The organism is Stutzerimonas stutzeri, from assembly GCF_009789555.1.
Lineage (GTDB): Bacteria > Pseudomonadota > Gammaproteobacteria > Pseudomonadales > Pseudomonadaceae > Stutzerimonas > Stutzerimonas stutzeri_R.
This window is the reverse complement of the sequence record NZ_CP046902.1, coordinates 2,703,886-2,728,758: the sequence shown is the minus strand read 5'-3', so window position 1 is coordinate 2,728,758 and position 24,873 is coordinate 2,703,886. Positions and strand designations below refer to the sequence as shown.

Genomic DNA, 24,873 nt, shown 5'->3' with positions numbered 1-24,873 from the left:
CCGGCAGGCAGCCGGACCGTTTTCGGATCGAAGCTATTCAATGCCTTTCTGCTCGGTACACGCCCTTCCCTATCAGCCTGACCCGGCGTGCTGGTTCGAGCGCATTCGCCATGCGCCCGGTGCGGTGTTGTTCGACTCCGGCCGTCCGATTGCCGAACGGGGGCGCTACGACCTGCTGAGCGCCTGGCCGAGTGAACGACTGGAGCCCGGCACGACCGAGGCCGGCACGGCCTTCTTCGCACGTCTTCGCAACGCTTTGCAGACACTCGGTGACGCCGAGGCCCCGGCCGGTCTGGAACTGCCGTTCACCGGCGGCCTGCTGGGTTTTCTCAGTTACGATTTCGGCGCACGGCTCGAACGCCTGCCTGCCAATGCCGCGGCGGACCTGCCACTGCCCACCGCCCGCTTCGGCCTGTATGCCTGGGCGTTGATCAGCGACCACCACCGGCAAACGACTCAGTTGGTCTTTCACCCCGCGATGACCGCTGAAGACCGGACTCGCCTGATCCACCTGTTCGAGTCGCCGTGGCAGCCAAGGCCGCTGTCGTTCAGGCTTGCGTCGCGATTTGCCGCCGACCTGCAACGCTCCGACTACCAAAGCGCCGTCGAGCGCATACAGCGCTATATCCAGGCCGGCGATTGCTACCAGGTGAATTTCGCGCAGCGCTTCCGTGCCCCATGTGCAGGAGACCCGTGGCAGGCCTATCGGGCGTTGCGCGCGGCATGCCCGACGCCCTACGCAGGTTTCATGACCCTGGACGATGGTGCAATCGTGAGCCTGTCACCGGAACGTTTTCTTCGTCTGGCCAACGGCATCGTGGAAACCCGTCCGATCAAGGGCACGCGCCCGCGCCGCAGCGATCCCCGGGCCGATCAGGCCGAGGCCCAGGCGCTGCTGGCCAGTGAAAAGGATCGCGCCGAGAACCTGATGATCGTCGACCTGCTGCGCAACGATCTTGGTCGCAGTTGCGAGACGGGGAGCGTCAGGGTACCGGAGCTGTTTTCACTGGAAAGCTACCCAAACGTGCACCATCTGGTGAGCAGTGTCAGCGCAACCCTGGCCGCCGGCAAGGATGCGCTGGACCTGCTGGCGGGCAGTTTTCCGGGCGGATCGATTACCGGCGCGCCGAAGATCCGTGCCATGCAAGTGATCGATGAGCTGGAACCCACTTGCCGCTCGATTTATTGCGGCTCGTTGCTGTACCTGGACGTACGCGGCGAAATGGACAGCTCCATTGCCATTCGCACGCTACTGATCCAAGACGATCAGGCGACGTGCTGGGGCGGCGGCGGGATCGTGGCGGATTCGGACTGGCAGGCCGAATATCAGGAAACCTTCGACAAGGTGAAGGTGCTGATGGAGACGCTGGAACAGCTATAGTGCGGGGCCGGTCGACAGGCCCCGCGCGCCGCTGGTCTCTTACAGTTCGAGCGTGCGATTCGACGCCTTGAGGAACTCCTGCTTGAGCGCCTCGAAGGTGTGCACGGCCGGGAACTGCGGGAACTCACGAATGACGTTGTCGGGCGCGTGGAAGAGGATACCGGCATGCGCCTCGGCGAGCATGGTGGTGTCGTTGTACGAATCGCCAGCGGCAATCACGCGGTAGTACAGGCTCTTCAATGCGATCACGGACTGCCGCTTGGGGTCTTTCTGGCGCAGCTCATAGTTGACGACGCGTCCCGACTCGTCGGTGATCAGACGGTGGCACAACAGCGTCGGGAATCCCAACTGGCGCATGAGCGGCTGCGAGAATTCATAGAAGGTGTCTGAGAGAATGACGACCTGAAACCGCTCACGCAGCCAGTCGACGAACGCCACGGCGCCGTCGAGCGGCTTCAGGGTGGCAATGACGGCCTGGATATCCGACAGCTTGAGGCCGTGCTCGTCGAGGATACGCAGGCGCTGCTTCATCAGCACGTCATAGTCAGGAATGTCCCGCGTGGTCGCCCGGAGCGATTCGATTCCAGTGGCCTCGGCAAAGGCGATCCAGATTTCCGGAACCAGGACACCTTCCAGGTCGAGACAGGCTATTTCCACGGACCACCCCTTCAAAGCAGAAAAAATTGGAAGCGGCACTCTAACGGCAAGGGCGAAACGACGCAACGCGACGCCCTTATTCATTAAAGTTTGGGATCGTCGCTCTAACGTTATTTAGGGTCATAAAGCCTATTTGTTAACATCCGCGGCCAGCAGAGCGCCAAGCGCCAACCGAGGAAGCCGCCTGATGAGCCAAACAATCGATGTAGCCGAGCTGGCGTCCGCCTATGCCGGTAAATCCCCACAAGATATCCTCAAGCTCGCCTTCGACCTGTTCGGAGACGACCTATGGATATCGTTCAGCGGCGCCGAGGACGTAGTGCTGGTGGACATGGCCTGGAAACTGAACAAGAACGTCAAAGTGTTCAGTCTCGATACCGGCCGCCTGCACAGTGAGACGTATCGCTTCATCGAGCAGGTTCGCGAGCACTACGCCATTCCCATCGAAATCATGACGCCGGACCCAGCCCTGCTGCAGCCGATGGTCAATGAGAAGGGTCTGTTCAGCTTCTACCGGGACGGCCACGGCGAATGCTGTGGCATCCGGAAGATCGAGCCTCTGCGCCGCAAGCTGTCGGGCGTCCGTGCCTGGGCAACCGGGCAGCGCCGCGATCAGAGCCCCGGCACCCGCAGCCAGGTATTGGTACTGGAAGTCGACAGCGCCTTTTCCACGCCAGCGCACACGTTGTATAAGTTCAACCCCCTTGCGCAGATGACCAGCGAGGAAGTCTGGGCCTATATCCGAATGCTCGAACTGCCTTACAACAGCCTGCACGAACGCGGCTTCATCAGCATCGGCTGCGAGCCTTGCACGCGCCCGGTGCTGCCGAACCAGCACGAGCGCGAGGGGCGCTGGTGGTGGGAAGAATCAACGCAGAAGGAATGCGGCCTGCACGCCGGCAATCTGATCGCCAGAGCCTGACGACTCGCCCACCCGCGGACGCCTGTCGCTGAGCGGGCCCTGACGGACCCGCTCATGGGTATCAGCGATACCGCGCTTCGACCCGGCGCCGTTCGGACCTCGGTTCGCGGCGCCGCTAGAAGGTCGGCAGATCGACATTGGCAAACAGGTCGTCCAGTTCGGCCTTGTTTCGGCATTGCACGGCTTTCTCGAGCATCTCCCGATCGAGATGAGGCGCGAAGGTTTCGATGAAATCGCACATGAATCCGCGCAGAAAGGTGCCTCTGCGGAACCCGATCTTGGTCACGCTGGGTTCGAACAGTTCGCTCGCGTCGAGCGCCACCAGATCCTCGTCCAGCGTCGCATCGACGGCCATCCGCGCCACGATGCCAACGCCCAGTCCCAGGCGCACGTAGGTCTTGATGACATCCGCGTCCGCCGCGGTGAAGACCACTTTCGGCGACAGGCCCCTGTGGCTGAAGGCCTCGTCCAGCTTGGAGCGTCCGGTAAAGCCGAACACGTAGGTCACGATCGGGTGCTCGGCCAAGGCTTCGAGCGTGAGCTTTTCCAGCTTCGCCAGTGGATGCCCCTGCGGCACGACCACACAGCGATTCCAGCGATAGCACGGCATCATCACCAGGTCACCGAACAGCTCCAGCCCCTCGGTCGCGATGGCGAAATCCACAGTGCCATCGGCCGCCATTTCGGCAATCTGCATCGGGGTCCCCTGGTGCATATGCAGCGAGACATCCGGGTATTGCTTGATGAACGAGCTGATCACCTGCGGCAAGGCATAGCGGGCCTGCGTATGGGTCGTCGCAATGCTGAGGGTGCCGCGCTTCTCGTTTGAAAACTCCTGCGCGATCTGTTTGATGCTTTCGCACTTGCGGAGGATTTCCCCTGCCGTGGTAATGATCCGCTCGCCGGCCGGCGTGACGCGGGTCAGGTGTTTCCCGCTGCGGGCAAACACTTCCACGCCCAACTCGTCCTCGAGCAAGCGAATCTGTTTGCTGATGCCGGGTTGGGACGTGAACAGGCTCTGTGCGGTCGCCGAGACATTGAGGTCATGATGCGCCACCTCCCAGATGTAACGCAGTTGCTGAAGCTTCATAGAGATCCCTCAAAGGCCAATGACGCCTGAACGCCACCACTTTTTATAACTTTATGCACCTGAACATCGGAATTCTAGGTCATTTCCGTATGTATCGCCTCCTGGCGATTCCGCCCCGGATCGCCGCGCTGCGAAGTGCGAGATGAACAGCCCGCGTATCCGCGACCGGCCCGGCGAACGGCCAGGCCGATCGCATTCTGGACGCCAGGGCGGCGCTCGGGTTCAGCGGCCTCGTCTGAGCTTAGCAGCCACAAAAGAAACCTCTACCGTCCCGAACGGCCGCCCGGCGGCTGATCGGTCACCTTCAACGATAATCTGGCCTAACGGTCCGCGCGCGCGGCAATGAAGCGCAGGGCCTGGTAAAGCGCCTCGGTCCTGGGCATCGCGAAGCCGGCCTTCGCAGCCGCAGCCAGCGGCGCGGCATAGATCGCGTCGAGTTCCATCGCACGTCCGTGCGCATGATCGTGGAACATGCTCGGAAGGTAGTCGGGCATGTGGTCGGTCGAGGTCATCATCCGATCGACCAGCACCTCGGGCAGCGGATGGCCACAGGCCGCCGCTGCGCCACAGGCCTCCAGCATGATCGACCGGACCAGCGCGCGGCTATGCGGATCAGCCATCATCGGCGCCGTACCGGCATTCAGCAGGACCGAAAGACCGTTGTATGGCATGTTCCATACCAGTTTCTGCCATCGTGCCTGGGCGAGATTGACCGCCGCGCTGGAGTCGACGCCCGCCGCGCGGAACATCGCTACGCCCTCTTGCACCACGGCCTGTTGCTGCGCCGGCGTTTCTGCCGACCCCGAGTGATAGCCAAGATTGACGCCACCGAGCGCCTGATGCTCGACCACACCCAATGCCGAGCGGTGCGCACAGATGAAACAGAGGCCACCCAGCAGATGGATGTATCCGGGCAGCAGCTGGCGCAGGTCATCCTCGATACCCAGCCCATTCTGCAATACCACGACCTTGGCATCCTCACCGGCGGCCTCGATGATCAGCGGCGCGAGTTCCGGGTTGCTGGTGCTTTTTGCGCCGACCAACAGCCAGTCGCAGGGGGGCATGTCGGCCGCGTTGCGATACGCCTGCACCGTCTCCAGATGCAGCGAACCATGCACCGCGCTGTTTATCCGCAGCCCATTACGGGTGACCGCCTCGTATTCACTTCTCAGCAGAAAATGCACGCCGTAGCCGGCTCGCGCCAGCATCACGCCGTAGAAACCGCCTATGGCCCCGGTGCCGATGATTCCGATTCGAGGGGTGGGTGCGCTCATGCACAAGCTCCAGCTACTGATCAATGGGACGCGCGCTCGACGGCGCGCTTCGATCGCCACCTTATCAGCGTCCCGAGGCGGCGCCCAGCCACCGCACCGGCTCGCGCTCGTCGGCGGGGCACGGTTGTCGGGCGCGCCAAGGAGCCCTGCGACGTCAAGATTATTGTCGAGTCGACGCAATACGCGATAAGGTTCCGCTCCCCGCTGCGCCCCTGAGCCCTCCGCCGCACCGGGATTGGCTGGCGGACGGCATCCGTGACCTGACGAGAACACGATGGCTGATTTACCGATCGATGACCTTAACGTTTCCTCCAACGAGACACTCATCACGCCAGAGCAATTGAAGCGGGAAATTCCGCTGACCCCTTCGGCGTTGAAGACCGTTTCCGAAGGGCGCCAGGTGGTACGCGACATTCTCGACGGCAAGGACCATCGCCTGTTCGTCGTGATTGGCCCCTGCTCGATTCATGACCTCAAAGCGGCCCATGAATATGCCGAGCGCCTCAAAGTGCTGGCCGATAAGGTGTCGGACAGCCTTTATCTGGTCATGCGCGTGTACTTCGAGAAGCCACGTACCACGGTCGGCTGGAAAGGCCTGATCAACGATCCCTACATGGATGACTCGTTCAAGATCCAGGACGGCCTGCACATCGGCCGGCAATTGCTGCTCGACCTCGCCGAGATGGGCCTGCCAACGGCCACCGAAGCACTGGACCCGATCTCCCCGCAGTACCTGCAGGATCTGATCAGCTGGTCGGCCATCGGCGCGCGCACCACCGAATCCCAGACTCACCGTGAAATGGCATCGGGCCTGTCCTCGGCAGTGGGTTTCAAGAACGGCACCGATGGCAGCCTGACCGTCGCGATCAATGCATTGCAATCGGTGTCCAGCCCGCATCGCTTCCTCGGCATCAACCAGTCTGGCGGCGTTTCCATCGTCACCACCAAAGGCAATGCCTACGGGCATGTCGTGTTGCGCGGCGGCAATGGCAAGCCGAACTACGACTCGGTCAGCGTGGCGGTGTGCGAGCAGGAACTGAACAAGGCCGGCATCAGCCCCAACATCATGGTCGATTGCAGCCACGCGAACTCCAACAAGGACCCGGCATTGCAACCGCTGGTGATGGACAACGTGGCCAACCAGATCCTGGAGGGGAACAACTCCATCGTCGGCCTGATGGTAGAAAGTCACCTGGGCTGGGGCAGCCAGCCGATTCCCAAGGACCTGGCCGACCTGAAGTACGGCGTATCCATTACCGACGCCTGCATCGACTGGGAAACCACCGAGAAAGCCATTCTCGGCATGCATGCCAAGCTGAAGGAAGTACTGCCCAGGCGCGCTCGCGGCTAAAGGCGGAACTGCCCTGGAAAAACGCCGCTTGCCGGCGTTTTTTTATTCGCTGTCGAGACGGTCGGCCGCATTGGCCTGGCGTTCGATATACCACTCCACGTACGAGCACGACGGAATCACGGTGTAACCTTCGCGCGCCGCGTAATCGAGTGCGTGCTGAGCCAGCACGGCGGCAACGCCCCGTCCCCGAAGCGCATCTGGCACGAACGTACGATAGATATCGAGCGTCTGCTTGCCTAGATCGACATAAGCCAGATAGGCGCGATAGCCGTCCACGGTGGTCTCGAACTGGTGACCTGTTCGATCATGGTGGATGGTTAGCTTGTCGGTCATCTCGCCTCCTGTGCAGGCTGGCCTGCCCTTCGGTTGGGAGCGTGCGTGCGAGGCCCGCACATACCCCATTTTCTTGTTAGCTGGACGATGCATGCTACCGCTATGTAAGACCTGGCTTCAATTGATTAAGTTGGTAGTGCGGCGCGGCAGCGAGACCGATATATCGCTCACATGGCAAAGCCCGTCCGAAGTGCAACTTTTAAGCCCCCTCGCCGGTCCATTTAACGAGTAACGACTGGCTCTGATTGTTTTTCAATCAACCTGGCCAGCGTGACCGTGAAACAGGATGAGCTTGCAGAAAAAATTGTGGCGACAACGGCCTGCCTCAGTTTACTTGGCTCAACTTATCGGTAGTATGTGCGCGCTAACTTTCCATAACGGAAGTTGCCATGGATTTCATCCTTAAGGGGAACACGATGAACAACGTTCTGAAATTTTCTGCTCTGGCTTTCGCCGCAGTTCTGGCTACTGGTTGCAGCAACAGCATGACCAAGGAAAGCGAAGCCCGTCTGACCGCTACCGAAGACGCCGCTGCCCGTGCTCAGGCCCGCGCGGACGAAGCCTACAGCAAGGCTGACGAGGCTCTGCAAGCCGCTCAGAAGGCTCAGCAGACCGCTGACGAAGCCAACGAGCGTGCACTGCGTATGCTGGAACGCGCCAGCCGCAAGTAAGCTTCAGGCGATAAAAAAAGCCGACCTGCAATCAGGTCGGCTTTTTTGTGGGCGCTCGAGGGCGATAGCTCCGCTCGACCGACTCAGAAGATCGGCTCCTCGTCGTGGTTGGCCAGCGCCTGCGCCTGTTCGGCAATCTGGATCGGCAGGCCATCTTCCCCGGCGATGATCTCGCGCACCATCTCCCAATCGAGCTGCAGCACACCGGCCGCCTCGTCACGCTTCAACAGTGTATTGACCACCACCGCGTGCTTATCCATGAGCGTCATGTGCTTGTCCTCATCCTGCAAAGGTGTATGCGCCTCCAGGTAGATCTTGCCCTCGCTCACACCGAACTTGTAAGGCTCGTCGATGATCCGTACCGAGGTCCCGACCTTGACCAGTCCAGCCAACTCCAGCACGTTGTGGTTGAGCATGCGAAAGCAACCGTGGCTGACACGCATGCCGATGCCGAACTTCTTGTTCGAGCCGTGGATGAGGTAACCCGGCAATGCCAGGCTCATCTTGTACGGACCAAGCGGGTTATCCGGCCCCGGCGGTACAACCTTGGGCAGCGGATCGCCTTCAGCGGCATGCTCGTCTCGAATCGACTGCGGGGGATACCACGCCGGATTGCTCGTCATCGCGGAGATGCGGGTATTGCCTACCGGCGAGCCCCATCCTTCCCGCCCGATCCCAAGCGGAAAGGTATGCACCACGTTCTCGCCTTTCGGGTAGTAGTACAGGCGGTACTCGGCCAGATTGATGACGATACCCTCGCGCGGCCCCGGCGGCAGGATGTAGCGCGTCGGCAGGATGATGTCGGTCCCTTCGCCAGGCAACCAGGGGTCCACACCCGGGTTGGCCGCAACGAGTTCCAGATAGCCCAGATCGTACGTTTCGCCCAGTGCCGCGAAGGTATCTTCGTACTTGGCCTTGATGACCTGAATCTGCCCCACCACGTCCTCCCCTTCAGGGGGTAGCGGCAACTCGAGCGCAGCAGACTGTCCGGCCAACAGCAAAGCAGCGAGTGACACACAGGAGGCGACTGCAGACGCGCGCGGGAACATTCAGGGTTTCCTTGGTAACGAGTGATAGGTTGGCTGCGATTGTACTCGAAGCGACGGCAAGCGCCGAGCTACCAATGGCTGGAGGCAGACGGAAGGCCCTTGCGCTGTGCGCTGAGCGCATCGCGGCAGGCCGGACAGAGTCGGCGATCCTTGAGCGCCGCGCGTTCGAGGTCCTGCCAGCGAGGCCGCGCAGGCAGAAAACCGCCGCAAAGCGTACGGTCCACTCGACCGTCGAGTTCAAGCTGCCGCAACGCCAGATGCAGACGATTCTCGCGGCAGGCGAACAGGTCGAACTGTTCGTCGGGCACGATGAGGCGATAGGCAAACAGGGTCCAGGCTGGGCGCGGCATTTGAGGCTCCGATCGAGGGGCGCGACAGTAGCCGCGCGCACGTCTCAAAGCAAGGGTTCGAGCACCGGCCAGACATTGTCCAGCAATCGTTGCTGCGCACCGGCAGTGGGGTGAATCCGGTCCGCTTGCATCATGCCTTCGACGCCGCCCACGCCCTCGAGCAAGAACGGCACGTAAGGCAGCGCCTGTTCCTGCGCCAGGGAATCGAACGCCTGTGCGAACGCCGTGGTGTATCGCTGTCCCAGGTTGGGCGGTAAACGCATGCCAAGCAGCAGCACCTTGGCACCGGCCTGCTGCGACTGCTCAACCATGGCCGCAAGGTTCGCCTTCAATTGGGCCGGCGATTGACCGCGCAGACCGTCATTGCCGCCAAGCTCCAGGATCACGATCTCCGGCTCATGTTCCTCGAGCAGGGTTGGCAACCGGGCCCGCCCACCGGCGCTGGTATCGCCGCTGATCGAAGCGTTCACCACCCGATGATCGGGTGCGTGTGTATCAAGGCGTTGCTGGAGCAGGTGCACCCACCCCTGACTGGTTTCCAGGCCGAAAGCGGCACTGATACTATCCCCGACCACCAGCACCGTTCCCGCCAGGGCTCCCTGAGCCCAGCACAGCAGTACCAGGACCCCACTTCTCAGCCACTTTCGCATCGGAATCTCCATGAGCGCCAGCATTCTTCATGCCCGGAACCTTAGCAAAGCGGTACCCAGCGCGGAAGGCGAGCTGGCAATACTCGACGACGTGTCCCTGAGCCTGAACGAGGGGGAAAGCCTGGCAATCATCGGCACCTCCGGTTCCGGCAAGTCGACGTTGCTCGGGCTGCTGGCAGGCCTGGACCTGCCCAGCTCCGGCGAGGTGCAACTGGCCGGCCACAGCCTCGCGCAGCTGGACGAAGACCAGCGCGCCCGCGTGCGCGCCGAGCATGTCGGCTTTGTCTTCCAGTCGTTTCAGTTGCTCGACAGCCTCAACGCGCTGGAGAACGTCATGCTGCCCCTCGAACTGCACGGCCGGCGTGATGCGCAGACGAAAGCCACCGAGCTGCTCGGTCGGGTCGGTCTGGGCGCTCGCCTGCATCACTATCCAAGGCAACTGTCGGGCGGGGAACAGCAGCGTGTCGCAGTCGCCCGCGCATTCGCCGCCGAGCCCGAGGTCCTGTTCGCCGATGAACCAACCGGCAACCTCGATAGCCACACCGGGGCGACCATCACCGAGCTGCTCTTCGAACTGAACCGCGAACGCGGAACGACCCTGGTACTGGTCACCCACGACGAGCGCCTGGCACGACGCTGTCAGCACCTGCTTCGATTGGAAGGCGGGCGTCAGCTTCGCGACGAGCAGACCCGATGAAGCGCGTGCCGCCCAGCCGATTGGCTGCCCTCGCGCTGCGCCAGCTGTTGCGGGATGCACGCGCCGGCGAGCTGCGTGTATTGTTTCTTGCGCTGGTGATTGCCGTCGCCGCGAGCACCGCCATCGGCTACTTCGGCGCCCGCCTGAACGATGCAATGTTGCTGCGCGCCACCGAATTTCTCGGTGCCGATCTGGTGCTGCGCGGCAGCGAGCCTGCCGAAGCCGAGCAGATCGAAGCGGGCCAACGGCTACAGCTCGATCACACCCGCGTCGTGGAGTTTTCCAGCGTCGTCGCCACCGATGACAATCTCCAGCTGACCAGCGTCAAGGCCGCCGGCGACGGCTACCCGTTGCGCGGGGCGTTGCGCAGCGCAGCCGCGCCCTATCAGCCGGAACAACCAGGGCCGGGCCCCAGACCAGGCGAAGCCTGGGCCGAAGCAAGGCTGTTCGCCGCGCTCGATCTCGAGATCGGCGATGACATCGAGGTTGGCAACAAACAGCTGCAACTGACCCGCGTACTGACCTACGAGCCCGATCGGGTCGGCGACTTCTACAGCCTGACGCCACGCGTGCTGATGCATCTGGACGACCTGGATGCCACCGGCGTGGTGCAGCCGGGCAGCCGGGTACGCTATCGCGACCTCTGGCGCGGCTCGCCGGAGCAACTGGACGCTTACCAGCAAACCATCAAAGCCGGACTGCAAGCCCATCAGCGCATCGAGACCGCCAAGGACGGGAACCGACAGATCGGCGGCGCACTGGGACGCGCCGAGCGCTATCTGAACCTGGCCAGCCTGGCGGCCGTGCTGCTCGCCAGCGTCGCGGTGGCGCTGTGCGCGACCCGTTTCGCCGCGCGCCGCTTCGATGCCAGCGCCCTGCTACGCTGCCTGGGGCTGTCACGACGCGAAGCGCTGGCGCTTTATACCTTGCAGCTTGCCTATCTCGGCGTGGCGGCGAGCGCTGTAGGCGCATTGCTGGGCTGGGCCGCACAACACGGGCTGTTCTTTCTGCTGCGCGACCTGTTGGTCAGCGAGGTGCCTCGAGCCACGCTCTGGCCAGCCCTGGCGGGCATCGCCACCGGGCTCGTCGCGCTGGCCGGCTTTGCCTTGCCGCCTCTGGCCGCGCTTGGGCGTGTACCGCCGCTGAGGGTGCTGCGCCGCGACGTCCTGCCGATTCCACCCAGCACGTGGCTGGTGTATGGCGCAGCGGTAGCCGCCCTCGGTCTCATCATGTGGCGCCTGAGCCTGGACCTTAAAATCACCCTTGCACTGCTTTCCGGCGGCCTGATCGCCACCGTCGTGCTCGGAGGCCTGTTGCTGCTGGCCCTGAGAGGGCTGCGTCGCACACTGTCGGGCGCATCTCTGGCATGGCGCCTCGGGCTCGGGCAATTGCTGCGTCACCCGCTGGCGGCGGCCGGTCAGTCGCTGGCCTTTGGCCTCATATTGCTTGCAATGGCATTGATCGCGTTGCTGCGCGGCGAACTGCTTGATACCTGGCAGAACCAGCTCCCAGAGGACGCCCCCAACCATTTCGTGCTCAATGTGCTGCCAGCCGACCGGGACGCCTTCGCCGAGAGAATCCAGAGCTTGTCGGAGCACGCCGCCCCGCTGTATCCGGTGGTGCCCGGCCGACTGGTTGCCATCAATGGTGAACCGGTGCGCCAACTGGTCAGCAAGGACAGCCAGGGCGAGCGGGCGATTCGCCGGGACCTGAGCCTGACCTGGGCGCGCGATCTGCCGGCCGATAACCGCCTGGCCGCGGGGCGCTGGTGGGATGGCGAACGCGGTGAACTGCCCGGCGTATCGGTGGAAGCGGAGTTGGCCGAGAGCCTTCAGGTCCAACTGGGGGATCGACTCAGCTTCACCGTCGGCGGGCTCACGCGCGACGTCAGCGTGACGAGCCTGCGGGAGGTGAACTGGGACAACTTCCAACCCAACTTCTACATGATCTTCGAGCCGGAAACCTTGCAGGACGTGCCGACCACCTACATGACCAGCTTCCACCTGCCCGAGGGAAAGGATCGCGAATTGGTGCAACTGGCTCGCGACTTCCCGTCCGCCACCCTATTGCAGGTCGAGGCCTTGCTCAGCCAGTTGCGCAGCATTCTGGCGCAGGTCTCGCTGGCGGTGGAGTACGTGTTGATGTTCGTTCTTGCCGCAGGCCTGGCAGTGCTCTTCGCAGGGCTTCAGGCAACCCTGGACGAGCGCATCCGCCAGGGCGCCCTGCTGCGGGCACTGGGTGCCGAGCGCAGGTTGCTGCTCAAAGCCAGGCGTGCCGAATTCGGCGTGCTTGGCGCAGCGAGTGGCCTGCTTGCTGCGGTCGGCTGCGAGCTGGTCAGTGCCCTGCTCTACCACTTCGTGTTCGACCTGCGCTGGCAGCCGCATCCCTGGCTGTTGTGGCTGCCGGTCATCGGCGCGCTGCTGGTCGGCGCCGCCGGTGTCATGGGAACACGCCGGGCGCTCAATGCCAGCCCGCTCAGCGTGCTCAGGGAAAACTGAGCCAGCGAATGAAGACGACCCTCTAGAATCTGCGACTTCCTGCCTTACCCGGAACACCCATGAGCCGTTATCGTCCGCCACGCCCCGCCGGCACCCCATTGATCACCCCAGAGGGCGAAGCGCGCCTACGCGCGGAGCTGCATGAACTCTGGCACGTCCGGCGCCCGCAGGTTACCCAGGCTGTCAGCGAAGCGGCAGCGCAAGGCGATCGCTCCGAAAACGCCGAATACACCTACGGCAAGAAGATGCTCAGGGAGATAGACAGCCGCGTGCGGTTTCTCACCAAGCGTCTTGAGAAGCTCAAGGTCGTCAGCGAAAAACCGAGCGATCCGGGCAAGGTCTATTTTGGCGCCTGGGTAACGGTTGAAGACGAGAACGGTGATCAGGCGCGCTACCGCATCGTCGGTCCGGACGAGCTGGATCTGCGCCAGGGGCTGATCAGCATCGACTCGCCGCTGGCCCGGGCGCTCGTGGGCAAGCCGCTCGATGCCGAGGTCCAGGTGCAGACGCCGACCGGACCCAAGCTGTGGTATGTCGTCGCCATAGACTATCCGTGACCGGCAGGTTTTGAACTGACTGTAAAGTCGTCAAAATGCACGAACGTCGCTCACCAAGCGGCGCGGTGTTGCAAAACATCACCCTCCTACTCAGCGTGGCGTTGCCTCTGGTAACAGGCAAAGCGGCTGCCGTCGTCCTGGCCATAACCGAATCGCCTGAAACCGCGACAGCCGCGCCGGCACAGCTCGATCGGACCTGGCTGGCACGATTGCTGCGTTCTCGCCAGGGCAGTACGCGCAGTGCGCGGTGGAAGGCGACGGATTGCCCAAGCCCATTCACCCACCGATGAGTGCATACATGAATAACAAGAACCTGATCGCTCTATGCCTGGGTGCGGCAATAGCCTCCAGCGAGGTCCATGCAGGCCTGTTCGGCTCCAGTGGCTACACCCAGACGCGCTACCCGATTGTGCTCGCGCACGGCATGCTCGGCTTCGACAGCATGCTCGGCATCGATTACTGGTACGGCATTCCCCATGCCCTTCGACGCGACGGCGCGCAGGTCTACGTAACCGAAGTGAGCCAGCTCAACACCACTGAACTGCGCGGGGAGGAACTGCTGGAGCAGGTCGAGGAGATCGTCGCGATCAGTGGCAAACCGAAGGTGAACCTGATCGGCCACAGCCACGGCGGACCGACAGTGCGCTACGTTGCTGCCGTGCGCCCGGACCTGGTTGCGTCAGTCACCAGTGTCGGCGCCCCGCACAAGGGCTCGGATGTCGCCGATCTGATTCGCAGGATACCGGAGGGCTCCGGCGCCGAGGCCATCGTTGCCGGCCTGGTCAACGGCATGGGCGCCTTGATTCATTTCCTCTCCGGGAGTCCCAGCACCCAGCCACAGAATTCGCTCGGTTCGCTCGAGTCGCTCAACAGCGAGGGCGCTGCGCGCTTCAACGCCAGATTCCCGCAGGGCATCCCAGCCAGCGAATGCGGCGAGGGCGCGTACAAGGTGAACGGTGTGCGCTACTACTCCTGGAGCGGCACCAGCCCGCTGACCAATCCGCTGGATGTCAGCGATGCCATGCTGGGCGCAGGCTCGCTCGCCTTCGACGAGCCGAACGACGGCCTCGTCGGACGCTGCAGCTCGCACCTGGGCATGGTGATTCGCGACAACTACCGGATGAACCATCTGGACGAGGTCAACCAGGTGCTTGGCCTGACCAGTCTGTTCGAAACTGATCCATTGACGGTCTATCGCCAACATGCCAACCGCCTGAAGAACGCAGGCTTATGAAAAGACGCCGGGGCGCATCCGCCCCGGCCATGACACGGGCGCGAACTCGATGAAGACGCTTGCCGTTCTGTTCCTGCTGGCCGTGGCCATCGGCGTCGCGGTTCAATGGCGTGACCCGATCGCGCCGGTACCGACGCCGCACGAGCGAGATGAAGCAAACCAGCTCCCGCCATCCGTGCCCATCGACGCGCGCGCAGTGCCGACAACCGTCCAGGCGGCGCCCGTGGCGGTTCCCAGGCTGCCGCCCTCCTTCTCCGGCACTCAGGTCGACGGCCAACTCCGGGCGGACGCCTCGGACAGGCTGATCATTGACAACGGTATCCGTCGCGTCTTCGATTATTTCCTCGCCTCGATCGGCGAGGAACCCATCGAGGCCAGCGTCGCCCGCCTGCACCAGTACATCGAGGTGCGTCTCCCGCCGCCAGCGGAAGGCCAGGCACTACAGCTGCTCGGCCAATATCTGGACTACAAACGCCAGCTGCTGCACCTCGAACACAACCACCCGGTGCGGGCGGATCTGGGCGCCATGCGCGAGCGGCTGGATGCGGTCCAGCAATTGCGCGGGCGGTTGTTCGGCGACGCCGTACATGCCGCGTTCTTTTCGCTGGACGAAGCAGCCGATCGTTTCATGCTGGAACGCTTGGCGATCGGCCGTGATCCGGCGCTGGATCCCACAGCCAAGGGAGCCGCCATTGACCCCCTGCAAAGCGCATTACCCCCGGAACTGCGCGATAGGCTGGCCATCGACCTGCAATCGGAACTGCGCGAACAGTCCCGTGCACTGGAATCCAAAGGCGCTTCTGTGACCGAACTGCGTCAGCTGCGCCAGCAACTGGTCGGCAACGCGGCCGCCGATCGCCTGGAACGGCTTGATCGCGACCGGCAGGCCTGGTTGAGGCGGCTCGCCGACTATCGCCATGAAAAGCAACGCATCGAAAGCAGCCGTGGCCTGGGAGAAGCGGACAAACGCGCGGCTATCCGCCGGCTTGCAGCCGAACGCTTCAACGAAAACGAGCGTCGGCGCCTGGAGGCAGCCGAACAGCTGCTTGTGCAGGAGAACGGTTAGTCACTCAATTGGCAGCGCTCTGCGGCCCGCCTTCGAGCAGATAGCGCTCACGGGTGTAAGCCAGGTAGTACTTGTTCACCGCGTTGACGTAGCTGACCACGCCCATGCCCATGGTTTCCATGGCGACGCGCTCGACCTGGAAAAACCACTGGTCAGCGTTGAGGCCTCGGCGACGCGCTTCGGCACGCATGCTCTGGACCCGCTGCGGCCCCATGTTGTAAGCGGCCAGGATGAACGCCATGCGCTCGCGCTCGTTCAGCCTCGGGCTGGCGAAGAACTTCCGCCGAATGGTCGACAGGTATTTGGCGCTGGCTTGCACATTGTTGTCGAGCTTGCCGATATCGTTCACGCCCATGCTGCGGGCGGTCGCGGGCGTTACCTGCATGAGGCCGGTGGCACCGGACGCACCGCGCGCGGCCGGGTTGAGCGTCGACTCCTTGAATGCGAGCGCCGCGAGGTTGAGCCAATCGATATCCTGCAGCTGAGCATGCCGCTGCAGCGTCGGGCGTACCGTCTCAAGGCGTTCCCGCCCGAGCCGATCGAGGGGGTATTGCACACGGTACAGGCGCCGATACACGCGAACGAAAGCGGCGTCCTGGTTCTCCGGCGCTCGGTAGTCACGCAGGAAACGATCGACACTGGCGCGCAACATGCTCGCCTCCTTTCGCAGAAACCAGTGCATGTCGCCACGCTTGCCCAAGGTCAGCTCTCGCTCGATCCGCAATTTGGGCAGCACCTTGGCCCAGCGCTCCGCAATTGATCGTTCGACGACCGTGGCTGGATAGATGCCGGCCTGAACCATCTCCAGCACATCCTCGACCGCAAGAGTCGGGTCTACCCACTCGACGGCAATCGGCGCGCGGCCGGCTTGCATCAACCGCTGATTGATTTCTTCGAGTTCCGTACCCGCCGCGCTGCCGGCCGATAACGCCAGACTGCGCCCCGATAGCTGCTCGAAGCGCTTGTAGCGAGGGCCACCCTGGCGACCGACCAGCACCATGGCGACATTATCGACCACCGCCCGGCTACGACTGACACGACGCATCGTGCCCAGCTCGAGCAGCTCCCCGGGTGCGACCAGATCGCCCTCGCCTCGCTGCAACGCGCCGAGCAACTGGTCCTTGGCCTTCGGAATGATTTCAAGGGTGATCGGAGGACCTTTCGAGCCGCGATTCAGGAACTGCTCGAACGCACGCAGGCGGACGTATTCGATGCCAATGGCTTCCCCCTTGACCTCTCCGGAGCTGTTGCGGCTCTGGTTGACCAGCACGCGCAGGGTGCCACTGCGGCGAATCTGCGCCAAATCGCGTACCGTATCGACCGTCGGCCAGGCCTGTGGCCCGGGCACGCGCGCAGAGGCCGGCCACGGCGCGAGCACCAGCAGACACAACAGCAATGGCAACAGTCGGATCATCTACAGCGTATCGACTCGTACGGAAGAACAGGAAGCGCATCCCGCCTGGCGCGGGGGCGAAGATTCTCACAGCCACAGTGAAGCCGCCAGCCAGACGTACGAATCGATATTAAGTAGGATCAATAAGCTATTGTTTTTATTCGTTATATTATTTTGATTTATCAAAGAGGCAGTTCGTGCAGCTAATCGACATCGGCGTCAACCTGACCCACCCGACATTGGCGCGAGACCCACGTGCCGTTCTGGATCGAGCCTATGCCGCGGGCGTCGGTCAACTGGTACTGACCGGGACCAGCCTGGCCGAGAGCGAAGCAGCGCTGGCGCTCTGCCGCGAACTGGACGAAAGCCGTCAGCGGTTGTTCTGCACCGCGGGCATCCACCCCCATGAGGCGAGCCAATGGACATCCGAAACCGCCGATCGACTGAAGGCGTTGCTTGGTGAGCCTGAAGTGCGAGCCGTCGGTGAATGCGGGCTGGATTTCAACCGGGACCTCTCCCCGCGTGCGCAACAGGAACGGGTGCTCGAGGAGCACCTGCAACTGGCGATGGAAACCGGCCTGCCGCTGTTCCTCCACGAGCGCGACGCCGATCAACGCCTGGTGGACATCCTGCGCCCGGTGCGCGACCGCCTGAGCGCCGCCGTCGTGCACTGCTTTACCGGGGAAAAACGGGCCCTCTATGCCTACCTGGACCTCGACCTGCATATCGGCATCACTGGCTGGATCTGCGACGAGCGACGAGGCACGCATCTGCAGCCATTGGTTCGCGAGATCCCCGCTACCCGGCTGATGCTCGAAAGCGATGCGCCCTACCTGCTGCCGCGCACGTTGCGGCCCAAGCCCAAGGGTGGCCAGAACGAGCCCGCATTCCTCCCCGAGGTGTTGCGCGAAGTAGCCCGCCATCGCGGCGTGAGCCTGGGTGAACTTGCCTCAACCACGACCGCCTGCGCTCAGCAGTTCTTCGCCATGGCCCCTCTGGAACCAGCGGAACAGGGCTAAAGCCCAGCGCGTTCCTGCCGTTAATAGAACCGAGTTCACAAAAAAACGCACCGATGCCCTTTCACTCATCACAAGAAGCGCACATATGGTTCTCTGGATTCGCGATCTTTCCCTGAAATACAAATTCTGGGCGTTGAACATGGTGACCTTTGTCACCACCTTGCTGCTGGTGCTGTTCGCCCTGCAACTCGAACAGCGGTCGCGCAGTCAGGATGCCCAGGCCAGCACTCAGGAACTGGCCAGCGTGTTGCAAAGTTGGCCAGCGGACAGCGCGCTTCCCCAGCAGCCCGATCTGCTCAGCTTCCCAGCCGGCCAGGCACTGACCGTCGAGGGCCGACCGATCGCGCCGGGCCAGGGCTGGGTCGCCATCGACCACGACCGTTTTTTCGCCACCAGCCCGGTGGTCGGTGCACAACGGATCGCCCGTCCGAGCGGCGACACGCTTGTCGTCCTGGCCCGCACGCCCAGCGCCTGGCAGTTGCTCAAGCAACACTTCTTCAGCTATGCGCTGGCCGTGGCCATCCTGATGCTGGCGCTGCTGGCCGCGTCCCAAGTGATGATCCGCTTCCTGCTGAGCCATCTCAACACACTGAAAGACGTCATGTTGCACGTGGAGCGCAGCGGCGATCTGACCGTACGCGCCCCGCTGGACAGCCGCGACGAGGTTGGCCAGATGGCCGGTGCATTCAATGCCATGCAGGCTGGCTACCAGCGCATCGTCAGCACCGTGACCCAGGCCGCGACGCGCCTGGACGGCGGTGCCAGTCGCCTGGCCTCGAGCATGGGCGAAGTTCGCCAGGGCATGCTCGGCCAGAAAAGCGAAACCGATCAGGCGGCCACCGCAATCAACGAAATGACCGCCACGGTCCATCACATCGCCGATCACGCGCGTGAAACACGCGATCAGTCGCAGCATGCGGATCGCCTCGCCGGTGACGGACATCGCGTCGTGACCCGTGTCGAGCGCTCCATTTCCAGCCTGTCCCAAGGGGTCCAACAGACAGCCGAGACGATCGGCCAGCTCGCGGCAGACAGCCAGAAGATCAGCGGTGTGGTGAGCGTCATTCACAGCATTGCCGAGCAAACCAACCTGCTCGCGCTGAATGCCGCCATCGAGGCTGCACGCGCGGGGGAGATGGGACGCGGCTTCGCGGTGGTCGCCGACGAGGTGCGTAGTCTGGCCAAGCGCGTCCAGGTATCGACCGACGAGATCACTCAGATGATAGCCGGCCTGCAAGCCATGACGCGCGACGCGGTGGAATTCATGCAGGAAAGCTCACTGAAGGCCGACGACTGTGTGAGCGAAGCCCGCGAAGCGGGCGTGGCGTTGGAGGCGATCACGGCGGCAGTCGCCCAGATGCGCGAAAGCAATACGCAGATCGCGGATGCGGCGGAGCAGCAAAGCGGCGTGGCGGAAGAGCTCAATCGCTCGGTCACCGGCATCCGTGACGTCACCGAGCAGACCGTGGAGCAGACGGCGGCATCGGCGGCGACGAGTTCCGAACTGGCGGCGCTTTCCAAGGAACTGAGCAAGGCGATTCAGCAATTCAGGCTGTGAGCGAGCCTCCGGTCAGCGCGCTCACCGCCGTGCGCTGACCGTATCGAGCCGAGCGGCTCATTCCCGCTCGCGCGCCTTCGGTCGCGCTGCCTGATTGGCCCTCGGTCAGCCGAACACCGCGACCGTCTGGCGACTCAATGCCACCAGTTGGCCGTCAGGTGTCCACAGCGCTGCGGCGCAATGGCCATAGCCATCCTGCGCATGCTCGATTACCGCGAGGTATTGGCACCAATCATGGGTGTCGAGTGGCGGCGTTGGGTGAATGAACTCGATGGTCCAGGTCAAGGAGCTGCCGGGCGCGAAACCGTTCAGGTGCGACAGCACCGCAGGCGGCCAGGCGTCCACCAGTGCGAGCAGATGCGAGACAGTCACCGGTTCGCGCTCGACCTCGCCACGTAGCCGTACCCAGCCGCCCATTTCACGCGACGTATTGCCGCTGAACGGCAACCCTCCAATGCCCCAGCGCATCGCCAGGTAACGCGTGAACTCCGGTGCCACGCCTGGCACATAGGGTAATTCCTGACACGCGTCTACAGGTGGCATCGCAGGAGCCGGCTCCGCAGCCACGCGGATGGCCGACGTACGCGCTGCGCCAAAACTGCCCTGGACGATGGTCACCACCTGGCCGTCCTGTACAGCCCGCCCGAGCACCTGGCTGACCGCCTTGCCCTCGCGCAGCACTTCAGCCTCGAAGCGGACCGGCTTGTCGACGGTCAAGGGCCCGACGAAGGTAACGGCCAGCGAGCGCACCGGACGGCCATCGGGCACCGTCGCCTGCATGGCCTCGTAGACCAGCGCGGCGACCAGGCCACCGAAGCCGGCACGCCCTTGCCCCCAGCTAGCGGGGACGACGATATGCTCGGGATTATCACGCACGGCTTGGATCAGTTCGGAAAAGGTCATGCCCACCTCAGGTTTGTTTTTATCATGGTCCATGGTATCGCCAGCCTGCCCCACAAGGCATTCGACTGGGCGATGGTGATAGGCCCCTATCGCACCCGGCTATCGAGCGCCGGGAACAGCGCGACGAAGTCGGCGGTTTCCGGGGCGCCACGGCAGCTGACGTCGCAGCCTGGCAAGCGAAGCCCGCAGTTCGTTTCCGTCCGCGGGTCTGCCAGCATAACGCGCCATTTCGTAGCGATGTGCAAAGTCCCGGATCGAATCCGCTACCGTGGGCAGCGCACCGGCCGCGCGCTCGGCAAAATCACGTGCGCCTTCGCCAGCCTGCCGCTCGAGGCCTTGGCGCGACAGAAGGCGCTCGAAGCGATGGAACAGCCGTAGCTGTGGATCACGCTCGCGGCGCCAGGGCTTGAACAGGGTCAAGGCCAGGATTGCCATCAGCAGCATGGTCGCGGCAACGGTGAACAACCCCAGTCGGCCCGCATCGAGCCCGCCGAACAGCCCCTTCAGCAGGTCCAGTTGCCGCTCGCCCTGATAGCCGAGCACCCAGCGCTGCCAACCGTAGTTGAGATTCTCCCAGCCGAATCGCAGTTGCTTCAGCCAACCCACGTCGCGCAAGCGGCGCAGCGCCAGCGGATCGTCGGAAAAAAGCGCGTCTTCCTCGGCAAGCGCCTGCTCCAAGCCCAGCTCGATACGCTCCGGCGCAACCTGGAAGGTCGGGTCAATGGCCACCCAACCGTGATCCGCACGCCAGTATTCAACCCAGGCGTGAGCGTCCAGCTGACGAACTGACAGGTAATTGCCTGTGGGGTTGAGCTCGCCGCCCTGGTAACCCGCAACGACTCGGGCGGGGATGCCGGCTGCGCGCAAGACGAAGGTCATCGCTCCGGCGTAGTGAATGCAGAACCCGTTCAACGTATCGAACAGAAAGTCGTCGACGATATCCTGCCCCACCGGCGATGGCTGGAGCGTGTAGCGGTATGGCTGTTGGTTGAAATGCTCGAGAAGCGCCTGCACGGTCGCCGCCGGGTCCGGATGCTCGCGGCGCAACGCGACCGCCCAGGCGCGGCTGCGCGGGTTGCCTTGCGCCGGCAGTTGCAAGGTACGCTCCAACGTGGCGGGGCTCGCCACGGGTTCGCGCAGCGAATCGGGCCACGTGGTGGCTCGGTATAGCAACGCCTGGTCGATCGGTCGCGGGCGCTGCAAGTGGAAATCGGCCATCAAGCGCACATCACCGGTCTCGACCCTCGCCACGTCCAGCCCGTACAACCAGGGGCGGCCACTGGGCTGCATCACCACCGTGTAACTCAGTGGATTGCCCCGAGGCGTCCATTCGGGCGCCTGCGGGACCTGTGAAGCGAGCGACTGCGACCAGCGCCGCCCATCGAAGCGCTCGAAGGTGACAGCGCGCCAGTACAGGCTGTCCCGCTCGGGAATGGGCCCTTCGAAGCTGGCGCGGAATGCCAGTTCGGCAGAACGGCTCAGTTGCGCGATGTCGCCCGGCGTCATGCTGTCGGAAAGCCCCGTCACACCCCGATCGTTCGGCTGCGGCAAGGACCAGAGCGGGCCCATTCTCGGGAACAGCACGAAGAGCACCAGCATCAGCGGGACGGCCTGTAGCAGCAGCGAGCCCGCCAGGCGCATCGTAGGCCAGGGGTGGGTAGCGCGACTGCTCTGCTGGAGCCCGATCATCGCGGCCAGCAGCGCGATGACCGGCAGCAGGCTGTAGAGCCCGGCCAGCAGACTGTCGTAGAACAGATAGCTGGTGGCCACGGCAAAGAAGCCGAGGAAGATCAGTACCCACGCATCGCGGCGGCTGCGCATTTCCACCAGTTTGAGGATGAACGCGGCAATCAGCAGCACGACCCCGGCGTCGAGTCCGATCAGGCTGCCACGCGACAGGTACACGCCGCCGCCGACGCCGACCATCATCAATGCTTTCACCCAGGCGCGCGGGTAGCGGGCGCGCATGCGGAAGATCTGCACTCGCCAGGTGGCACAGGCCAACCAGAGCCCGATGATCCACGGCGGAAGATGTCCAAGATGCGGCAGGATCACCAGCACCTGCGCAACCAGCAGCCAGAGCAGCCCGTTGCGAGGAATCGTCTGCAGGGTGCTCATCGGTCGCCCTCCCGCGCCAGGCCGAACACCGCCAACTGGCGCAGGCAACGGTTGCGGTGGTCGACGCCCGCATCCGGCCCGATCATTGCGCCGCCCGCGCTCAAGGCGAAGGGCTGTTGACGAGCAGACAACTCGACGACCCAATGGCAGAGCAAGGACAGCCGCGACTCGATATCGCCGGCGAGCGCATCCAGGTCAAGCACGGGCTCCTGTCCGAGCACCGCAGTGAAATCCTTGACCAACAGGCCTTGCCCGCGTGAATAGGCTTTCCAGTTCAGCCGCCGCCGGGAGTCGCCCGGCTGCCAGGGCTTCAGGCCCTGGTAATCATCGATACCGGCCCCTGACGCCCGAGTGCCCTCGCGCGCGTCCTCAGCCGAGCCTCCGATTTCAGGCAGGACCCCGGCCACCGGGCGCGGGTACACCAGAGCGGCCAGTTGCAGGTCCACCCAGCTCCACGCCACCAGGATGCCCAACGGAAAGCGACTCTCGACGCGAAGACGACCAGGCCGTAACCAGCCACGGTGCTCGGTCGGCAGGCTCAGCTCGACCTCGCAGGTCCCGCCCGCTGGCACGTCGACCACCTGCAAGCCGCTTTTCGGCCAGCCCAGCGCCACGGCCTGGTAGATCCGGTCGCGGCTTTCGAGTCGTACGTGCAGGCGCGCCTGCTCGCCGAGAAAGACCGCCTGCGAGCCCGCTGCCTGGAGCGTCAGGCCGGCAAGATTGCGCCAAGTATGAAGGATCGCGACCATGTATACCGAGCCAAGCAGAAACGTCAGGCCATAGGCGAGGCTGTTCTGGTAGTTGATCGCGGCCACCAGCATCAGCAGCAACGCGGCGAGGAACGTCATGCCCACCGGCGTCGGCATGATGAATATCCGTCGTTGGTCGAGCCGCATGCTCGGGCCGGGCGGGATGCGCTTCAGCAACCAGCGATCACGTACCCGCGGCAGTAGTCGCATGCTGTTCCTCCCGGCAGGTCGATCGAGTCAGAGCGCTGGCACTTCACGCAACAGCCATTGCACCAGTGCGCCACCGCCGTGACCGGTGGCATCGGCACGCTCGCGCAGGCGATGTCCGACCACCGAAGGCAATACCGCCTGGACATCTTCCGGTATGGCGTAATCGCGACCGTCGAGAAAGGCCCAGGCGCGCGCAGCCGCCAGCAATGCGAGGCTGCCCCGCGGCGACAGGCCCCACGCGAATTGCGGCTGGGTACGGGTTGCCTCGACCAGTCGCAGTACGTAATCGACCAGCGCATCGCTGACCCTGACCTGCGCCACTGCGTCCTGGATTTCCACCAGCGCGGCGCGGTCGAGCAATGGCTCCAGTCGCACCAGCAGATCGCGCCGCGAATCACCGAGCAGCAGCGCCTTCTCTGCGGCTTTCGCCGGGTAGCCCAGCGACAAACGCATCAGAAACCGATCCAGCTGTGACTCGGGCAACGAGAACGTACCGCCGGAGCTGACCGGGTTCTGGGTGGCCACCACGAAAAACGGCTCAGGCAGCGGGCGCGTAGCGCCCTCGATGGTCACTTGCCCTTCTTCCATGGCTTCGAGCAAAGCGCTCTGGCTCTTGGGGGTGGCCCGATTGATCTCATCGGCCAGAATCAATTCGGCAAAGATCGGCCCGGGATGGAAAGCGAACTGGCCGCTGTCCTTGTCGAACACGGACGTACCGAGGATGTCCCCCGGCAGCAGGTCGGAAGTGAACTGGATCCGCTGGAACTCCAGGCCCATCACCCGGGCGAGTGCGTGGCTGAGGGTCGTCTTGCCCATTCCCGGCAGGTCCTCGATCAGCAGGTGCCCCCTGGCCAACAGGCACGCCATGGCCAACCGCACCTGTGATTGCTTGCCGAGCAGTATGTCGTTAACCGCTCGCAGGCAGACATCCAATCTAGCGCGCATGCCACTCTCCTTCTATTCGTCCATCGATCCTACTGACCTGGCGCCTCCAGGCAAAGCCAGCCGCAATCTTTATTGACGAACTTGTGACCCGCGCCTGATCGGCGTCGGCGGTGACCGGCGGTGCTGCCCACGATGCCTCGCGTGCGGCTCGGTCGACAGGACGGGTACGTCAGAGGTGGACGATGACGGGATGGTCGA

Annotated in this window: 23 protein-coding genes; 11 read left to right on the top strand and 12 right to left on the bottom strand. The window is 63.6% G+C overall.

Translation table 11 applies throughout. The annotated features are described in order from the left end of the window. Positions 1-40 precede the first annotated feature (40 nt). Positions 41-1,381, top strand: a complete 1,341-nt coding sequence (gene pabB, locus GQA94_RS12690) for an aminodeoxychorismate synthase component I (RefSeq protein WP_158188363.1) — start codon at positions 41-43, stop codon at positions 1,379-1,381. 39 nt (positions 1,382-1,420) lie between these two features. On the opposite strand, the gene thrH is transcribed toward pabB, so the two are convergent. Next, the gene (thrH, locus tag GQA94_RS12685) at positions 1,421-2,038 is read right to left on the bottom strand and encodes a bifunctional phosphoserine phosphatase/homoserine phosphotransferase ThrH (protein WP_158188362.1); all 618 of its coding nucleotides are present in this window, start codon (positions 2,036-2,038) and stop codon (positions 1,421-1,423) included. Between the two features lie 187 nt (positions 2,039-2,225). Here thrH and GQA94_RS12680 point away from each other — a divergent pair, with 187 nt between their 5' ends. Further along, entirely contained in the window at positions 2,226-2,960 is a 735-nt protein-coding gene (locus GQA94_RS12680; protein ID WP_158188361.1) for a phosphoadenylyl-sulfate reductase, read from the top strand. A 115-nt stretch (positions 2,961-3,075) separates the two neighbouring features. On the opposite strand, the gene cysB is transcribed toward GQA94_RS12680, so the two are convergent. After that, positions 3,076-4,050, bottom strand: a complete 975-nt coding sequence (gene cysB / locus GQA94_RS12675) for an HTH-type transcriptional regulator CysB (RefSeq protein ID WP_158188360.1) — start codon at positions 4,048-4,050, stop codon at positions 3,076-3,078. 320 nt (positions 4,051-4,370) lie between these two features. Then, a complete protein-coding gene (locus GQA94_RS12670; RefSeq protein ID WP_158188359.1) occupies positions 4,371-5,324 on the bottom strand; it encodes a putative 2-dehydropantoate 2-reductase in 954 nt (317 codons plus the stop codon). A gap of 274 nt (positions 5,325-5,598) precedes the next feature. On the opposite strand from GQA94_RS12670, the gene GQA94_RS12665 reads away from it, so the two are divergent. Further along, positions 5,599-6,675: a 3-deoxy-7-phosphoheptulonate synthase gene (locus GQA94_RS12665; protein ID WP_158188358.1), complete on the top strand. Its 1,077-nt coding sequence runs from the start codon at positions 5,599-5,601 to the stop codon at positions 6,673-6,675. 42 nt (positions 6,676-6,717) lie between these two features. Here GQA94_RS12665 and GQA94_RS12660 read toward each other — a convergent pair whose 3' ends face one another. After that, complete coding sequence (locus GQA94_RS12660) at positions 6,718-7,008, bottom strand: GNAT family N-acetyltransferase (protein ID WP_158188357.1); 291 nt, start codon at positions 7,006-7,008, stop codon at positions 6,718-6,720. A 416-nt stretch (positions 7,009-7,424) separates the two neighbouring features. On the opposite strand from GQA94_RS12660, the gene GQA94_RS12655 reads away from it, so the two are divergent. Next, positions 7,425-7,679, top strand: coding sequence for an Lpp/OprI family alanine-zipper lipoprotein (locus GQA94_RS12655; protein ID WP_014853168.1), 255 nt, complete (start codon positions 7,425-7,427; stop codon positions 7,677-7,679). Between the two features lie 83 nt (positions 7,680-7,762). Here the strand turns inward: GQA94_RS12655 and GQA94_RS12650 are convergent, their stop codons facing one another. From GQA94_RS12650 to GQA94_RS12640, 3 genes are all read right to left on the bottom strand, one after another. Beyond that, positions 7,763-8,728 carry a L,D-transpeptidase family protein gene (locus tag GQA94_RS12650; RefSeq protein WP_158188356.1) on the bottom strand — a complete coding sequence of 322 codons (966 nt, stop codon included), beginning with the start codon at positions 8,726-8,728 and terminating at the stop codon, positions 7,763-7,765. Between the two features lie 68 nt (positions 8,729-8,796). Further along, entirely contained in the window at positions 8,797-9,078 is a 282-nt protein-coding gene (locus tag GQA94_RS12645) for a hypothetical protein (protein ID WP_158188355.1), read from the bottom strand. A gap of 44 nt (positions 9,079-9,122) precedes the next feature. Further along, the gene (locus GQA94_RS12640) at positions 9,123-9,728 is read right to left on the bottom strand and encodes an arylesterase (protein ID WP_158188354.1); all 606 of its coding nucleotides are present in this window, start codon (positions 9,726-9,728) and stop codon (positions 9,123-9,125) included. 10 nt (positions 9,729-9,738) lie between these two features. Here GQA94_RS12640 and GQA94_RS12635 point away from each other — a divergent pair, with 10 nt between their 5' ends. From GQA94_RS12635 to GQA94_RS12615, 5 genes are all read left to right on the top strand, one after another. Continuing rightward, complete coding sequence (locus tag GQA94_RS12635; protein WP_158188353.1) at positions 9,739-10,425, top strand: ABC transporter ATP-binding protein; 687 nt, start codon at positions 9,739-9,741, stop codon at positions 10,423-10,425. Then, a complete protein-coding gene (locus GQA94_RS12630) occupies positions 10,422-12,923 on the top strand; it encodes an ABC transporter permease (RefSeq protein ID WP_158188352.1) in 2,502 nt (833 codons plus the stop codon). The genes GQA94_RS12635 and GQA94_RS12630 overlap by 4 nt, the downstream gene beginning before the upstream one ends. Positions 12,924-12,982: 59 nt before the next feature. Further along, on the top strand, positions 12,983-13,480 hold the full coding sequence (greB, locus tag GQA94_RS12625) for a transcription elongation factor GreB (RefSeq protein WP_158188351.1): 498 nt from the start codon (positions 12,983-12,985) through the stop codon (positions 13,478-13,480). Between the two features lie 298 nt (positions 13,481-13,778). Next, on the top strand, positions 13,779-14,714 hold the full coding sequence (locus GQA94_RS12620) for a triacylglycerol lipase (protein ID WP_158188350.1): 936 nt from the start codon (positions 13,779-13,781) through the stop codon (positions 14,712-14,714). 49 nt (positions 14,715-14,763) lie between these two features. Further along, positions 14,764-15,780 (top strand): lipase secretion chaperone, encoded by a 1,017-nt coding sequence (locus GQA94_RS12615; protein WP_158188349.1) that lies wholly within the window; start codon positions 14,764-14,766, stop codon positions 15,778-15,780. Between the two features lie 4 nt (positions 15,781-15,784). Here the strand turns inward: GQA94_RS12615 and GQA94_RS12610 are convergent, their stop codons facing one another. Beyond that, positions 15,785-17,194, bottom strand: a complete 1,410-nt coding sequence (locus tag GQA94_RS12610; RefSeq protein ID WP_158188348.1) for a transglycosylase SLT domain-containing protein — start codon at positions 17,192-17,194, stop codon at positions 15,785-15,787. 176 nt (positions 17,195-17,370) lie between these two features. Here GQA94_RS12610 and GQA94_RS12605 point away from each other — a divergent pair, with 176 nt between their 5' ends. Beyond that, the gene (locus GQA94_RS12605; protein ID WP_158188347.1) at positions 17,371-18,192 is read left to right on the top strand and encodes a TatD family hydrolase; all 822 of its coding nucleotides are present in this window, start codon (positions 17,371-17,373) and stop codon (positions 18,190-18,192) included. An 85-nt stretch (positions 18,193-18,277) separates the two neighbouring features. Further along, a complete protein-coding gene (locus GQA94_RS12600; protein ID WP_158188346.1) occupies positions 18,278-19,750 on the top strand; it encodes a methyl-accepting chemotaxis protein in 1,473 nt (490 codons plus the stop codon). A 105-nt stretch (positions 19,751-19,855) separates the two neighbouring features. Here GQA94_RS12600 and GQA94_RS12595 read toward each other — a convergent pair whose 3' ends face one another. The 4 genes from GQA94_RS12595 to GQA94_RS12580 form a co-directional block, all read right to left on the bottom strand. Then, positions 19,856-20,653, bottom strand: coding sequence for an acyl-CoA thioesterase (locus GQA94_RS12595; protein WP_158190098.1), 798 nt, complete (start codon positions 20,651-20,653; stop codon positions 19,856-19,858). Positions 20,654-20,752: 99 nt separating this feature from the next. Next, on the bottom strand, positions 20,753-22,771 hold the full coding sequence (locus tag GQA94_RS12590) for a transglutaminase TgpA family protein (protein WP_158188345.1): 2,019 nt from the start codon (positions 22,769-22,771) through the stop codon (positions 20,753-20,755). Beyond that, positions 22,768-23,730: a DUF58 domain-containing protein gene (locus GQA94_RS12585; protein ID WP_158188344.1), complete on the bottom strand. Its 963-nt coding sequence runs from the start codon at positions 23,728-23,730 to the stop codon at positions 22,768-22,770. The genes GQA94_RS12590 and GQA94_RS12585 overlap by 4 nt, the downstream gene beginning before the upstream one ends. Positions 23,731-23,757: 27 nt before the next feature. Continuing rightward, positions 23,758-24,675 (bottom strand): AAA family ATPase, encoded by a 918-nt coding sequence (locus tag GQA94_RS12580; protein WP_158188343.1) that lies wholly within the window; start codon positions 24,673-24,675, stop codon positions 23,758-23,760. Positions 24,676-24,873 lie beyond the last annotated feature (198 nt).